Raw genomic sequence first — 14,379 nt, forward strand, 5'->3', positions numbered from 1 at the left:
GGCTCCTTTTCAGTTTTAAAATTTATCGTTGGTAGATAACTTCTACGTCGTAGTCATCATCATCCCAGTCGTCATCCCAATCATCATCATCTTGAGAGGTCGCTTTCTGATGATAAGTATCCCACTTAAATTCAACTTCTTCTTTCTCTTCTTCAGCGAATTTCTCTTTCGGCATACTATCAAGTAGCGCCATAATGTCATGACACAATGCTTGAGTATTTTGTTTATTCGCAGCAGAAATACGGTAAACATTAACCTCTTCACCTAGCTCTTCGGCAATTTCATTACACAGGGCTTCAGCTTCATCTTCTGGTAATAGGTCAATTTTGTTAAATACTAACCAACGCGGCTTTTCAGCAAGTTTAGGGCTGTATTGGTGTAGCTCATTAATAATCGCAAAGGCATTATCAACCGGGTTTGTACCATCTACAGGCATAACATCAATGATATGCAGTAATACACGACAACGCTCCAAATGCTTTAAGAAGCGAATACCAAGGCCTGCGCCATCTGAAGCGCCTTCGATTAGACCTGGGATATCAGCAATTACAAATGACTTATTCGCATCTGGGCGTACTACACCAAGATTAGGAATAAGCGTCGTAAACGGGTAATCTGCCACTTTTGGTTTAGCTGCAGAAACACTGCGGATAAACGTTGATTTACCAGCATTTGGTAAACCAAGTAAGCCAACATCTGCAAGTAGCATTAGCTCTAGACGTAAGCTGCGAACTTCACCAGGTGTACCTAGTGTTTTTTGACGTGGAGCGCGGTTTGTACTTGATTTAAAACGTGCATTCCCCAAGCCATGGAAACCACCTTTTGCAACAACAACCTTTTGACCATGCTTGGTCAAATCACCTAATGACTCTTCAGTATCAACATCAATGATACGTGTACCAACAGGCACTTTAAGCGTTAAATCAGCGCCTTTTTTACCAGTCATGTTACGGCTTTGACCATTTGTGCCGCGCTCTGCTTTATGAAAACGCTCAAATTGGTAATCAATTAACGTATTTAAGTTTTCATCGGCTTGTAGATAAACGCTGCCGCCATCGCCGCCGTCGCCGCCATCAGGACCGCCATCTGGTACATATTTTTCACGTCGGAAAGATACGACACCGCTGCCGCCATCACCCGCGTCACAACGAATTTCTACTTCATCTACAAACTTCATGATTACTCACTTTAAGATTGGCTTGTTAATAACTCTATTATATACCTAAGTGCCCTATTCAGCACCCAATGCCAAGGCGCTTAGGTATATATTTATACGCACTATTATGTGCCTTAAAACAAAAAACCCCGCAAAGGCGGGGTTTTTCAAATATCGAGATGATTACTCAGCTACGATATTTACGTATTTACGGTTTAAAGGACCTTTCTGTTCGAATTGAACTTTACCATCTGCTTTTGCGAAGATAGTGTGGTCTTTACCGATACCTACGTTTGCGCCAGCGTGGAAACGAGTACCACGTTGACGAACAATGATGCTACCCGCTAGAACTGATTCGCCACCAAAACGCTTAACACCTAGGCGTTTGCTTTCTGAATCGCGACCGTTACGAGTACTACCAGCTGCTTTTTTATGTGCCATTTCTCAGTACCTCTAATTAAGCGCTAATGCCAGTGATTTTAACTTCAGTGAACCATTGACGATGGCCCATTTGCTTACGAGAATGCTTACGACGTCTAAATTTAACAATCTTAACTTTCTCACCGCGACCGTGTGAAACAACCTCAGCTGTTACTTTACCACCGTTTACGAACGGTACACCGATCTCGATTTTCTCACCATCAGCAACTAAAAGTACTGAATCAAATTCAACTGCTGCACCAGTTTCAACGTCTAATTTCTCAAGACGAATTGTTTGACCTTCAGTCACACGGTGCTGTTTACCACCACTTTGGAAAACCGCGTACATAATTAACTCCGTCTGTGCGCCCTCAAATCGACGCAACTAAAATATTCTTCAATAGGGCGCGAAGTTTACGCTAATGTGCAAAAACTAGCAAGCCTCTTTTTCGATAAAATGAATAAAAAATAGCTGCATTGAGAGCAATTCAATATTTTTCCCTATTCTATCCTAAAAACACCACATGCCAAGCGGTTTTTACGATCTCATGACAATTAAATTACGCTAATAATACGCACCTTTAAAATTCAAAAAGCTGATCACTTATTAATCAAGCTTATAAATTTATCTTGGCAAAATTGATCTCAAATAAAAAACTTTACAGTGTTTTTTTACTGAATCATCACAAAATATCGAGCAAGCGCTTTTTTTGTTGTACAATCAGCCCCGTATACCCATAAATATTGGCTCGGAGATCAATGGATATAAAAGCTATCCAGACGTTAATCGAAAATGAAATGGATGACGTCAATCAACTTATACATGCCCAAATGCGCTCAGATGTCGCATTGGTTAACCAACTCGGTTTATACATAGTAAACAGTGGAGGTAAACGCGTTCGTCCTATGTTGGCCATTTTAGCGGCAAAAGCACTTGGTTATGAGGGCAAAGACCATATTACGCTTGCCACTATCATCGAATTTATTCATACCGCCACTTTATTGCATGACGACGTTGTCGACGAGTCACATTTGCGCCGTGGTACGCCTACAGCCAACGCAGAGTTTGGTAATGCAGCTAGCGTTTTGGTCGGTGACTTTATCTATACACGTTCATTTCAGCTTATGGTTGGCCTAGGTAAAATGCCAATCATGCAAATTTTAGCGGATGCAACCAATGTCATCGCTGAAGGTGAAGTATTACAGCTAATGAACTGTAATGACCCTGACACCACAGAACAAAGCTATATGCAGGTTATTTACAGCAAAACGGCAAAATTGTTCGAAGCTGCAACCGGCCTTGCTGCAATTATTACCGAGCAAGACAAACAAACCCTTGAAGCATTAAACTTATACGGAATGCATCTTGGCACTGCATTCCAATTAGTGGATGATGTACTTGATTACAACGCTGATGCCGAGCAACTTGGTAAAAACATTGGCGATGATTTAGCTGAAGGTAAACCTACCCTACCGCTTATCTACGCAATGCAAAAAGGCACACCAGAGCAAGTTAAGCTAGTACGTGAAGCAATTGAGCTTGGTAATGGTATGGACCATTTAGAAAGCATTCTAGCGGCATTAGCTGACACTAAAGCCCTTGAGTTTGCAATGCAAAGAGCTGAGCAAGAAGCTGACAAAGCAATTGCTTGTATTGCGTTCTTACCAGATACACCGTACAAACAAGCCTTAGAGAGTTTGGCCCGTATCGCCGTTGCCCGCGATCACTAAACACTATTTATTCGAGCCATTAAAAAAGCCTGCATTTGCAGGCTTTTTTGTTTTCGGCGATTTAAAAAATCGCCTATCATCTGTCGGGAATTAACCGTTGATGAAATCAACACCTTCTTGGATGTCTTTGTTAAGTGTAGCTAGCATGTCGTTTTTAGCTTGCTCTTCGAATGCACTTAACTCACCGTAAGAAAGGATTTCTTCAACGCCGTTTTTACCTAGACGAACTGGGTGTGCGAAGTATGCTGCGTCACCGTTTTCAACTGCAACGTATGCGTAATCAACTACTTCTTCACCTTGTAAGCCTTTAACTAAAGACATACAGAAGCGTGCTGCTGCAGCACCCATAGAAAGAGTCGCTGAACCGCCACCCGCTTTAGCGTTAACAACTTCAGTACCTGCGTTTTGGATACGTGGAGTTAATGCCGCAACTTCTTCGTCAGTGAAAGTAACACCTTCAACTTGAGATAGAAGAGGAAGGATTGTCGTACCTGAGTGACCGCCGATCACTGGAACTTTAACGTCAGTTGCGCTTAAACCTTTAAGTTCAGCAACAAATGCTTCTGAACGGATCACGTCAAGCGTTGTGATACCGAATACACGGCCTGCATCGTAAGTACCCGCTTTTTTGAATACTTCAGCAACGATTGGCACAGTGCCGTTTACTGGGTTAGTGATGATACCTACTAACGCTTTAGGACAGTTTTTAACGATGCCTTCAGCTAATGTTTTGATGATACCTGCGTTTACGTTGAAAAGGTCCGCACGGTCCATGCCTGGCTTACGTGGCATACCCGCTGGGATAAGAACGATATCACAACCAGCTAATGCTGCGTCTAAGCTGTCAGCACCAAAACCTTCAACTTTAACGTCTGTTGGGATGTGAGAAAGATCAACCGCTACACCAGGAACAACAGGGGCAACATCGTATAACGATAATTCAGAACCTGCAGGTAAACTTGTTTTTAATAATAAAGACAATGCTTGGCCGATACCGCCAGCTGCGCCTAAAACAGCAACTTTCATTGGAATTCTCCGTAATTTGAGGTAGGAAATATTTGTGGCCCTAAAGATAATGAAATTAGCGACTAAAAACAAATTTATCCTGCTTATTTCGCGTATAATTTCGACCATAGTTGTAAACTTGGCTGTAAAGACACTGCATTTTGGACGACTTTGTAAACTAATACTGCATAAATATGCAGAGTTGTGTAGAATTACCCTACATTTTATGAATAAAGAAACGGCAACATGCAACCACAAGACAAACAAGAAGCACTGATCAAAGCGTTTAAAGCGCTATTAAAAGAAGAAAACTTCGGTTCACAAGGTGAGATTGTCGAAGCATTAAAAGAGCAAGGCTTTGATAATATTAGTCAAAGTAAAGTATCTCGCATGTTAAGCAAATTTGGTGCGGTACGTACTCGTAATGCAAAACAAGAAATGGTTTATTGCTTACCGGCTGAAATGGGTGTGCCAACAGCGAAAAGCCCACTGCGTCAGCTTGTTATTGATATTATGCATAACGAAATGATGATCATTATTCGCACCAGTCCAGGCGCAGCACAATTAATTGCTCGTTTACTTGATTCACTCGGTAAAGCAGATGGCGTACTAGGCACTATTGCAGGCGACGACACTATTTTTATCGCCCCTGCGAAGATTTCTGAAATCGATGTGACGCTTGATCGCGTACGCACTTTATTCGATACCGTTTAAAGCTGCTTTAAGAAGTTTACTGACGGGGCGAAAAACGCAGATCCCATATCGGCTTGAGTAAAATCGAGCCAATGATCATAGCAATCGCCCTGCCCCAAGCGACTCTTTAATACCTGCTCAAACGCATCCCCTTGCGCCGCACACGAAACCATTAAAATTCCCTGCTTATGCACATCACCAAATGGCATGCTTTGGTTTAGCAAGAGAGGCTGGCCATGCTCATCTTTTAATTCACTACGAACCGCATGACTGGTTTCTACAGCAGGCACAATCAAGGTGTTATCTAGACGCGTGCGCCCCATGATTTGCTCTTGCTCTGATAACGATAAGTGCTGCCAGACACTCAAATCATGCACAAAGCGCTGAACATGAATATAGCTGCCTTGGTCTTCAAAGTGACCCGGTTTGTCGATAAGTGCTGTACTACGCTTTTGACGGCCATGAGGTGTATCGCCTGCATAAATAAAGCCGTTAAAATCACGTCCATCTAAAAACCGAAAATTACGGACCTGCTCCACCAGCTCAACATCCGGTGTTAATAATTTTAGGATTTGCAGGGCAAATAGATGGTTTACATCTTCACGGTCTGAGCGAATTTGTACAAACAAATCAAATGGCTGGGCACTCATCACATGCTCACTGTGAGTTACATTCGGAAAGCTTTGCAATTGACTAGGAATAAACTCGGGCAAGATATGCGGCCAATACTGAGCACCAAGGGCAACCACGCACGATAGCATGGCTTCTGAGAACTGATCAGCAAACTCATCTTGAATGACGCTAACGCGTTTTAGTTTTTTACGTAATGACTCATCGTGGCCATCGTAAACATTAAAAAACAGGTGCAAACCATGTAAGTTTGCTTCAGCACAAATCCCAGATTGCGCTTGCGCCATAGTGAATCCTTAGCTTCTCGTTATTTGCACAAAGCCAAGGATTCAAGATTGTTATTTATTACTAATCATGAAAAAAATTGACTGTGTGCGGCATTATTTTTATTTTTACAGGTTGCTCAACAGCTAACACGCGGTCTTGCTCTGCAGCAACTTCACACTCTTGCCCTGCAATATTAATTCGATATACATAACGCGTACCGATAAAGCGCCTGTGCAAAATAGTTAAACTGTTTGCGTCACTGTGCGCAGCTTCACACAACTGAATATGGTGCGGTCTTATATACACTTGACCTTGCTGACAATCTGCATTGTTCGGTGTCAATGAGTGAACCACACCAAACGCCGTTTCGTATTCAGTTGGCGTTAATACTTTTGCCGTTAAGTATATGCCCGTACCAAGAAACTCTGCAACCACCTTTGAGTTAGGTTGGCTAAATAACTGCTCAGGAGAGCCTTGTTGGGCTATTTTTCCACCATGCATAACGGCAAGCGTGTCAGCAAATGCGAAAGCTTCTTCCTTCGAATGGGTAACAAATACCGCAGAAACCTGCTGAGCTTTAATAATTCGGCGTATATCTGCAATAAGCTCAAAACGCACTTGTGTATCAATATTCGAAAATGGCTCATCAAGTAATAATAAACTTGGTTTGTAAGCAAGTGCACGGGCTATTGCCACACGTTGCTGCTGTCCACCAGAAAGCTGATGAGGGTATCGCTGTGCACAACCATCGAGTTTAACAAGGCTAAGCATTTCATCTACACGCTCTCGCTTTTGCGCTTTGCTCATATTGCTAAGACCAAACGCAATGTTGTCGCTTACCGTTAAATGAGGAAACAGCGCATAGTCTTGGAACATCATGCCAATATTACGTTTTTCCGGTGCAACAAACAGCCCACTATCGTTGACCACTTTTGAATCAATACTCATATAGCCTTGATCAGGCTGTAAAATCCCGGCAATTGCCTTTAAGGTGGTGGTTTTGCCGCAGCCACTTGCGCCAAGCAAACAGACGATTTCATCTTGTTCAACATTGAGGTTTAGTTCACTCAACACCTGAGTCGCATTGTACTGATAAGCTAAGTCTTTAATTATCAAATGACTCATGAGTGATTTTGCTCCATCGAACGATTAACGAAATACAAAGGGATTAACCCAACTAACACGATAAACAAGGCTGAAATTGACGCAAGCTCCAATTGCTCATCACTAACATATTGAAAAACATGAGTTGCTAGGGTTTCAAAATTAAAAGGTCTGAGTAATAGAGCTGCAGGTAACTCTTTCATGCACTCAATAAACACTAACAAACCAGCTGTTAAAATACCGCGTTTTAATAGCGGTAAATGTACTCGCCAAAGGGTTTGCATGGGCCCTTTGCCCATTGATTGGCTGGCCATATCTAACGATGGGCTAATACGTAAAAAACTGCTTTCAAGCGCGCCATGCGCAATCGCATAAAAACGTACAACATAAGCAAAAATCATCGCAAATAAAGTACCGCTTAAAAGTAACCCTGGTGATAAACCAAAAGGCTCAAGCCAATTATTTAATGCATCATCTAGCTGAGTTAATGGGAGCAATACAGCAATCGCTAATACAGTACCAGGTAAGGCATAGCCAGTACTTGCTAAACGCCCAGGGATCAAGGGGTAAGCTTGCTTCGCAATGCGTTGATAAAACAATACCAATAAGCTCAATAGGATAGTTGCAATGCTCACCACTACAGCCACTTTAAAGCTTTGCCAAGCGTAATTAAAGAATGCCCCATTCCATGCTTCATCTGCATAGACAATGGCATATTTAACTAATACCCCAACCGGCAGAATAAAAGCCAATACCAGCACAACGGTGCAAGCCAAGCTTGCAGCCCATGCCGCACCGCCTTTTAAGCGATACAAAGTTGCGCTGTTTACGCTTGACTGACGTTCATACACAGCTTGATTGCGACGACTAAAGCGCTCAACCATGATGGTTAAAAACAAAATCAGTAACATAATGCCTGAGATTTTCGCCGCTGCGGTTAATGAGTAATAGCCAAGCCATGTATCATAAACAGCGGTAGTGAGCGTACTTACAGCAAAGTAATTGACGGTAGCAAAATCAGCCATGGCCTCCATACTGATTAATGTAACCCCTGCCACAATCGCCCCACGACCAAGAGGCAAACTAACGCGTAAAAAACTTTGTAATGGTGATAGCCCCATTAGTTGACTAGCTTGCACTAGTTTAAAAGACTGCTCTCTGAGTGCCGTTTTAAAAATTAGGTATAAGTAAGGATAGAGTACCAAGGCAATCATAAAAATAGCCCCAGTCAATGTACGAATATCAAAAAACCAGTAATCGTCTGGTGATTGCCAACCAAACCAGTCTCTGAGTGCGATCTGTACAGGCCCTGCATAATCAAGTAAGTCGGTATACACGTAGGCGATAAGATAAGTTGGCATTGCTAAAGGCAGCATTAACGCCCATTCAAATTGCTTACGCCCAGGAAAGTCACAATATGCAGTTAACCAAGCTAACGGCAATGCAATTACACAGCTTAACAGCCCTACCCCTGCAATGAGTATGAGAGTATTACGGGTATAATCCCACAGCACGGTATCGAAAAGGTGCTGAAATACATCTGAATCTCCTTGTAGAGATTCAAATAATAAAAAGCCTAATGGCGTAACAAGCAACAGGCCAATCAGCCAGGCTATAAGCTGCCAACGCGACAGCGAAAACTTCACATGCATAAGTGGATTAATACCAGATAAAATAAAAGCTGTTAAAAAACAGCTTTTATAAAAATGTGTTACGAGAAATATCCTCGTTATAAATCAAACTTTACTTCATCAATCAGCTTCAGTGCCACAGGGCGATATTTGCTGATCTCATCAAGAGGTAGACTATCTTCTTTAAACTCACCCCATGATGCAACCATCTCTGATAATGCAACCCCTTGCTTTACAGGGTATTCCATATTAACGGAAGCATACATATTTTGCGCCTTATTGTCGGTCATATACTCAACCAGTTTCAAGGCATTTTCAGGGTTTTTAGCATAACGGGTCATAACAACGCCCGATACATTGATATGAGAACCACGGTTCGTTTGGTTAGGGAAGTTAATATAAACCGCTTCAGCCCATGATTTTTGCTGCTCATCTTGCATCATTTTGCCAAAATAATAGCTGTTGCCTAACGCCAGATCGCATAAACCTTCTTTTACGGCTTTGACTTGCGCTCTGTCATTACCTTGCGGTTTACGTGCTAAATTGGCTTTTACGCCCTCAAGCCATTGCTTAGTTTTTGCTTCGCCATGGTGAGCAACCATAGAAGCAACTAAACCTAAATTGTATGGATGTTTACCAGAGCGAGTGCAGATCTTACCTTTGTATTTTGGGTCCGCTAAATCTTCGTATGTTAACTCACCAAGCGCACCAACGCGCTCTTTTGCAGAGTAAACATTACGTACACGTTTAGTAAGTGCTATCCATTGACCGTCGGCATCGCGAAAAGTGCTTGGCACATTCGCATTAACTACATCACTATTAATTGATTGCGTTAAGCCTAAATCTTCTAATTGAATCAGCGCACTAAAATTTGAAGTTAATACTAAATCAGCCTTACTGTGTTTACCTTCGCGCTTAACACGCTCAATCAGCCCTTTTTTTGCAAATACCACATTAGTTTTAATGCCTGTTTGCTTAGTGAAATCATCCAAAATAGGCTGAATTAAGAATGGTTGACGAAACGAGTAAATATTTACTACATCTGCAGCAAATGTAGGCGCGCTTAATAATGCGCTAAGTAATACTAAGGCTGTTTTCTTCATTTTATAGCACCTAAATAGTAACAATTATCAAAATATTTTACCTAGAGTTAGGGCAAAGTGCACCCGTTTAAACTTATATTTCAATCAACATAGCTGCCATTTAGGAATTTGCATGTAAGACATATCTCACCCGCATGGCAGTTATTGAGTAAAAAGCACCAGCAAACACTGCATAAAAAAACCTAACCAACTGAAATTTAATGAAATATATTAAATGACAATAAAATAACCAGCAGATTAAGTAAGATTTTGACCTACTCAGCTTTGCCTATTTCTCTATAATTACTTACATCAACTAAGCAAGAAGCTTAATGAGTAGATGGATAAGGAAGCATTACTCATAATACCGCGGAATAAGGTTCATTAGGAGAATAAGGAATCAAGGACAGGCTCAGGAAGAGTAACGCAATGGAGTGACAACCTACGGACAGCATCAGGATGATGTGGAATGGCATAACAACAGGATGTTGTTATACAGGAAGTTCAAAAAGTGGAATAAAGGACAGGCCGTTAGGGCATCGCAACGGATTTGCAAAGAAAGGGATAGTGTCGGGATGGCACGTAAGGGAATGGTAAAGTGATTACCAGCAAGGATGTAAAGGACTAACAAGGAAACAAGGCGGGATTGCCTTATATTACACAGAACCAATAAGTAAAGTGTAATCGCATGGATTGGCAAAGTTTAGGGAGTTGATTAGATTCAATTGCAGGATGCAAAAAATTAAGAAGATTCCGCAAGCGCGACTAGAGATAGTACGCGCTTTTCTTTTGCCTAAAATTTAGTAAAGAGTTATACCAATTCGCTTAATTAAGTAGTCTATTTTGAGGCAATAAAACCTCGTCGATAACAAGGCAAAAATTTCGTTATTTAGTTGTTCTAAATCAGTAATTTTTAACGCAGGTAGCGACAGGTTTAATCCCTCAAAATGATTAAGTATTATTGCGGATTGGTACTATTACTCCGGTCGCCCCTTATTTCGCTTACCAAGCAGGTAAGCATCTCTAAACTTAATAAAATGTTGCTCAAGCTTTTGAGTTGCATCTTCTTCACCAGCAAGAGCAAGAACCATAATAGCCACCTCAGCAGTACCTAGTTGATGCTCATGCGGGGCAACACGCAATCGATAATCCGAAAGCTTTTCAGGTGTAATTGAAAGCACAGGAAAATTATCTAGATAAGGGCTTTTACGGATCATTTTCTTAGCTTCGCGCCAAGTACCATCTAAAAAGATAAACAATGGACGTTTACCTTCAACAGGGGTTACTTCGGTGATCACCCGCTCTTCGTCGTCTACATCGCTAGCAGGAAAAATAACCATTGGCTGATACTGGGGATCTGCCAATAAGCTTAATAAGGCTTCATCTGGATTTGTTCTATCCCATTTAAAGGCATGGTTATCTGGCACGATTTCAGCAATTAAACGGCCAGTATTTGACGGCTTAAAACTCTCATTATGGTACATAAGTAAACAAACCGCGGCATCACACTTTGCCTGTTCAACACCATCACAAATACAATAGTGTTCGGCTAATAAACATCGCTCACAACGCGTTAACTTTGCTCCTCGCGCTTTAAATTCACGACGAGACTCAGTCATTTGCTGAGCACGAAGCATTAACACGGAATTATTTGAGATAGTAGCCACTGTATTTACCAGATAATTAAACGGCGCGTATTGTAGCTAAAAATAAGGGGAATAGATATCTGCAAGCCCAAAGAGCAAGCTATTTCTAAAAAATGAAGAGAAGTAGTGTTATAAAAAATGCAACAAGGGTTAGCTTCCAAAAAACGGCTATTAAATCGCTATTTTTATTACGTAAATCATCTCTGTGGGACTTCTTTAAAAACACGACCTGTAAATCTGATAAGCCTTTACAGTGCGGGCACTCTGGCTCAAGATAATTTACTTCTAAGCCACATCGTGAACAAGGCTTACTGCGAATTAAACCAAGGCGAAACATTCACTTGTCCTTTTATTTAAACTCCATAGCTGAATTTACTGTATCTTAGCTGCTACTCGAAAACCAGCTCTGGCATTGTGTATGCGCTCATACTCCTTTAAAATAGCGCACTTGCATATCATCGAGGCTGGCTGTGTTACTCAATTATAATCCCCCAATGACACCTTATTTAAGTATTGTTTATCAAGACGATGACTTACTTATTGTGAATAAACCAAGTGGTTTACTTACTGTGCCGGGAAAAGACCCAAAACACGCCGACTGCCTTATTGCTCGCATTAATCGCGTTTTCCCAACGGCAAAAATTGTTCACCGCCTTGATATGGCGACCTCTGGCATTATTTGTTTAGCTATGCATAAAGAAGCGCATCGTAATTTAAGCATTCAGTTTCAAGATAGAAAAACCGCGAAACGCTACATTGCTCGTGTATTTGGTAAGCTTGAGCAAGAAACTGGTTCTGTAGATTTACCACTTATTTGTGATTGGCCGAACCGCCCAAAGCAAATGGTTGATCACGACAATGGCAAACCGTCATTAACCCATTTTAAAGTACTTGAGCATGAACAGAATGCAACTCGTGTCGAGCTGACCCCTATTACTGGGCGTTCTCACCAACTACGTGTGCACATGCTGTCATTAGGTCACCCTATTTTAGGCGATAAGTTGTATGCTCACCCCGAGGCATTCGCCATGTCTCCCCGCTTACAACTGCATGCCGAAATGCTTACCTTAGCTCACCCTGCAAGCGGTGAAACACTGATTTTTGAAGCCGCTCCTGAGTTTTAAGACAATTCGCTAAATATTTAATAAAGACTGCCGATAGTTAATTAATCACTGATTTAATTAAAGACTCAGGTAATATCGGCATGAATTTAAAACCCGCACATCGCTTAGCTTACGCAGCCTGTTTTGCGTTGATGGGCAATGTGAATGCTGCCGATTTTATTAAACCCACCCCTTGGTCAAGCTTGGTCACTAACGATATTCAACGCTTTTTACCAAGTGATGAAGTACGTACTCTGCTTGCCGGTGAAGATGAGTTCATTAGTTTATACCGTCAATCGATGGCAGCCAGTCAACGCGGAATTGTGCTCATTATTCCTGATTGGCAGCATCTACCCACTAATAATGCTGGTATTAACTTTTTGCGCAAGCAGTTAAACGAAATTGGCTATGCCACCCTTGCCATGACCATGCCTGACATTGATTGGCACCCTGCTGATATGGCAACGCCCGAGTCACCTGAAAGCTCTGAAGCTGAGTCAACAACACAAAGTAGTCAACAAGGCGATGAGCAATCAACTCCTGCTCCACCAGCCGAAACGCAACAAGCGCCGCATTTTGTTACGGGTGAACCTAATATTAGTGAAGCCGTGCTTGATGATTACAAATTAAAGCTAATTGCCAGATTCAATGCCTTGTATAACAGTGCAATGGATGAAGGCGGCAATATTATTGTGGTAGCACAAGGTGCCAGTGCGGGGCTATTGATTGAGCATTATGCTAGCTTTCCAAATAACGAACTAAACGCTTTTATTAGCCTAGGTAGTTATTTACCTAACAGTGTTCGTAACCAGCATCTCAATGCGACGCTTTCGACTATCAGCCCACCGTTACTGGATATTTTTTATAGTGAAGGTAACCCTGACACGCTGCAAAGTGTTAAAGACAGAAAACGTTGGGTAAGAAAACACGCAAAATATGACTACCGACAAAGAGAGTTATTTGGTGTGCCTTCAGAGCCTGAGCAGCACCAGCGGCTGCTCAAAGAAGTCGACGGATTTTTACGCCGCCTTTTTTAAATACTCATAAGCCGCTTGAATATCTTGGCTTTTCTTTACCGCAACTTCCATCATATGTTTTGGTAAACCTTGCGATACCAGCTTATCGGGATGGTGCTGAGCCATGAGCTTTCGATAAGCAACTTTAATATCTCTCGCAGAAGCATCATTGTTTAAGCCTAAAAGAGCAAACGCTTGGGCACGATTCATACCGTTATTAGGTGGCACACTGTGCCCTCTTTGTTCACTATGACTGCTGCGACTTTGCTGACTTTGTTGACGTTGTTGTTCATAAAAACGCTGTTGTTGCTGACGAAATGCAAATTCGGCTTGGTAGCGTTTTAATAAAATTGCAAACTGAGTACGTGAAATACCTAACTGCTTGCTCACCTCTTGCAGTAGCTGCTTTTCTTGCTCTGCAAGGTGGCCATCAGAAAAGGCCATTTGAATTTGTATTTCGAGGAACAGTTGCAATAAATCATGGCGTCGAGCAAAGCGCTCTTTAAAGTCATGAACGGTTTCTTTTAATGAAAAATCGCTTTCTTTACCACTACGAAAGGCATCTTGTGCTTCTCTGCGCTCATCGCCTGAGAGTCCCATTTCGTCCATAAACAAACTTGCAGCACGAATATGCGTTTCACTAACGCGACCATTCGATTTGGCGATATGCCCCATCACCGCAAAACAGCTAGAAAAGAAAAGTGCTTGGCGCTCGTTAATATCATCGCCTTTAAACAAACCAGAAAAACCACCTGCTTTATCAAAGTCTTGTTTTAAGCTGCGATCGAACATATGGCCTAGGTATAGGCCGAGTAAGGCTCCTATAAATTTGCCAAACATAAAGCCAAAACAAAAACCGAGTACTTTTCCCCACATAATTTGGCAAACCTCTGTT

General features: G+C 41.8%; 14 protein-coding genes. 4 read left to right on the plus strand and 10 right to left on the minus strand.

Annotated features, from left to right (window positions below):
* Window positions 1–22 precede the first annotated feature (22 nt).
* The 3 genes from cgtA to rplU all read right to left on the minus strand — a co-directional run bounded on the left by cgtA (window position 23) and on the right by rplU (window position 1,925).
* Window positions 23–1,177 carry an Obg family GTPase CgtA gene (gene cgtA, locus IRQ78_RS09100; RefSeq protein ID WP_054551016.1) on the minus strand — a complete coding sequence of 385 codons (1,155 nt, stop codon included), beginning with the start codon at window positions 1,175–1,177 and terminating at the stop codon, window positions 23–25.
* 162 nt (window positions 1,178–1,339) lie between these two features.
* Entirely contained in the window at window positions 1,340–1,597 is a 258-nt protein-coding gene (gene rpmA / locus IRQ78_RS09105; RefSeq protein WP_054551015.1) for a 50S ribosomal protein L27, read from the minus strand.
* Window positions 1,598–1,613: 16 nt separating this feature from the next.
* Window positions 1,614–1,925 carry a 50S ribosomal protein L21 gene (rplU, locus tag IRQ78_RS09110; protein ID WP_036965957.1) on the minus strand — a complete coding sequence of 104 codons (312 nt, stop codon included), beginning with the start codon at window positions 1,923–1,925 and terminating at the stop codon, window positions 1,614–1,616.
* Window positions 1,926–2,335: 410 nt separating this feature from the next.
* Here rplU and ispB point away from each other — a divergent pair, with 410 nt between their 5' ends.
* On the plus strand, window positions 2,336–3,307 hold the full coding sequence (ispB, locus tag IRQ78_RS09115; protein WP_194441842.1) for an octaprenyl diphosphate synthase: 972 nt from the start codon (window positions 2,336–2,338) through the stop codon (window positions 3,305–3,307).
* Window positions 3,308–3,397: 90 nt separating this feature from the next.
* Here ispB and mdh read toward each other — a convergent pair whose 3' ends face one another.
* Window positions 3,398–4,333, minus strand: coding sequence for a malate dehydrogenase (mdh, locus tag IRQ78_RS09120; protein ID WP_054551013.1), 936 nt, complete (start codon window positions 4,331–4,333; stop codon window positions 3,398–3,400).
* Between the two features lie 225 nt (window positions 4,334–4,558).
* Here mdh and argR point away from each other — a divergent pair, with 225 nt between their 5' ends.
* Window positions 4,559–5,026, plus strand: coding sequence for a transcriptional regulator ArgR (gene argR, locus IRQ78_RS09125; protein WP_054551012.1), 468 nt, complete (start codon window positions 4,559–4,561; stop codon window positions 5,024–5,026).
* On the opposite strand, the gene IRQ78_RS09130 is transcribed toward argR, so the two are convergent.
* The 5 genes from IRQ78_RS09130 to IRQ78_RS09150 all read right to left on the minus strand — a co-directional run bounded on the left by IRQ78_RS09130 (window position 5,023) and on the right by IRQ78_RS09150 (window position 11,356).
* Window positions 5,023–5,922: a Dyp-type peroxidase gene (locus IRQ78_RS09130; RefSeq protein ID WP_166340490.1), complete on the minus strand. Its 900-nt coding sequence runs from the start codon at window positions 5,920–5,922 to the stop codon at window positions 5,023–5,025. The genes argR and IRQ78_RS09130 overlap by 4 nt on opposite strands.
* A 61-nt stretch (window positions 5,923–5,983) precedes the next feature.
* Complete coding sequence (locus tag IRQ78_RS09135) at window positions 5,984–7,027, minus strand: ABC transporter ATP-binding protein (RefSeq protein WP_166340488.1); 1,044 nt, start codon at window positions 7,025–7,027, stop codon at window positions 5,984–5,986.
* Window positions 7,024–8,658: an ABC transporter permease gene (locus tag IRQ78_RS09140; protein WP_054551009.1), complete on the minus strand. Its 1,635-nt coding sequence runs from the start codon at window positions 8,656–8,658 to the stop codon at window positions 7,024–7,026. The genes IRQ78_RS09135 and IRQ78_RS09140 overlap by 4 nt, the downstream gene beginning before the upstream one ends.
* Window positions 8,659–8,735: 77 nt before the next feature.
* A complete protein-coding gene (locus IRQ78_RS09145; RefSeq protein ID WP_138601729.1) occupies window positions 8,736–9,740 on the minus strand; it encodes a Fe(3+) ABC transporter substrate-binding protein in 1,005 nt (334 codons plus the stop codon).
* 956 nt (window positions 9,741–10,696) lie between these two features.
* Entirely contained in the window at window positions 10,697–11,356 is a 660-nt protein-coding gene (locus tag IRQ78_RS09150; protein WP_054551007.1) for a tRNA-uridine aminocarboxypropyltransferase, read from the minus strand.
* A 479-nt stretch (window positions 11,357–11,835) separates the two neighbouring features.
* Between IRQ78_RS09150 and rluA the strand changes: the two genes are divergently transcribed.
* Complete coding sequence (rluA, locus tag IRQ78_RS09155; protein ID WP_082389154.1) at window positions 11,836–12,489, plus strand: bifunctional tRNA pseudouridine(32) synthase/23S rRNA pseudouridine(746) synthase RluA; 654 nt, start codon at window positions 11,836–11,838, stop codon at window positions 12,487–12,489.
* Between the two features lie 80 nt (window positions 12,490–12,569).
* Complete coding sequence (locus tag IRQ78_RS09160) at window positions 12,570–13,505, plus strand: DUF3530 family protein (RefSeq protein ID WP_194441843.1); 936 nt, start codon at window positions 12,570–12,572, stop codon at window positions 13,503–13,505.
* Here the strand turns inward: IRQ78_RS09160 and djlA are convergent.
* A complete protein-coding gene (djlA, locus tag IRQ78_RS09165; RefSeq protein ID WP_194441844.1) occupies window positions 13,488–14,360 on the minus strand; it encodes a co-chaperone DjlA in 873 nt (290 codons plus the stop codon). The two genes, IRQ78_RS09160 and djlA, sit on opposite strands and share 18 nt — an antisense overlap.
* Window positions 14,361–14,379: the final 19 nt, after the last annotated feature.

This window comes from Pseudoalteromonas simplex, assembly GCF_015278155.1.
In the GTDB taxonomy this organism is placed as follows: Bacteria; Pseudomonadota; Gammaproteobacteria; order Enterobacterales; family Alteromonadaceae; genus Pseudoalteromonas; species Pseudoalteromonas simplex.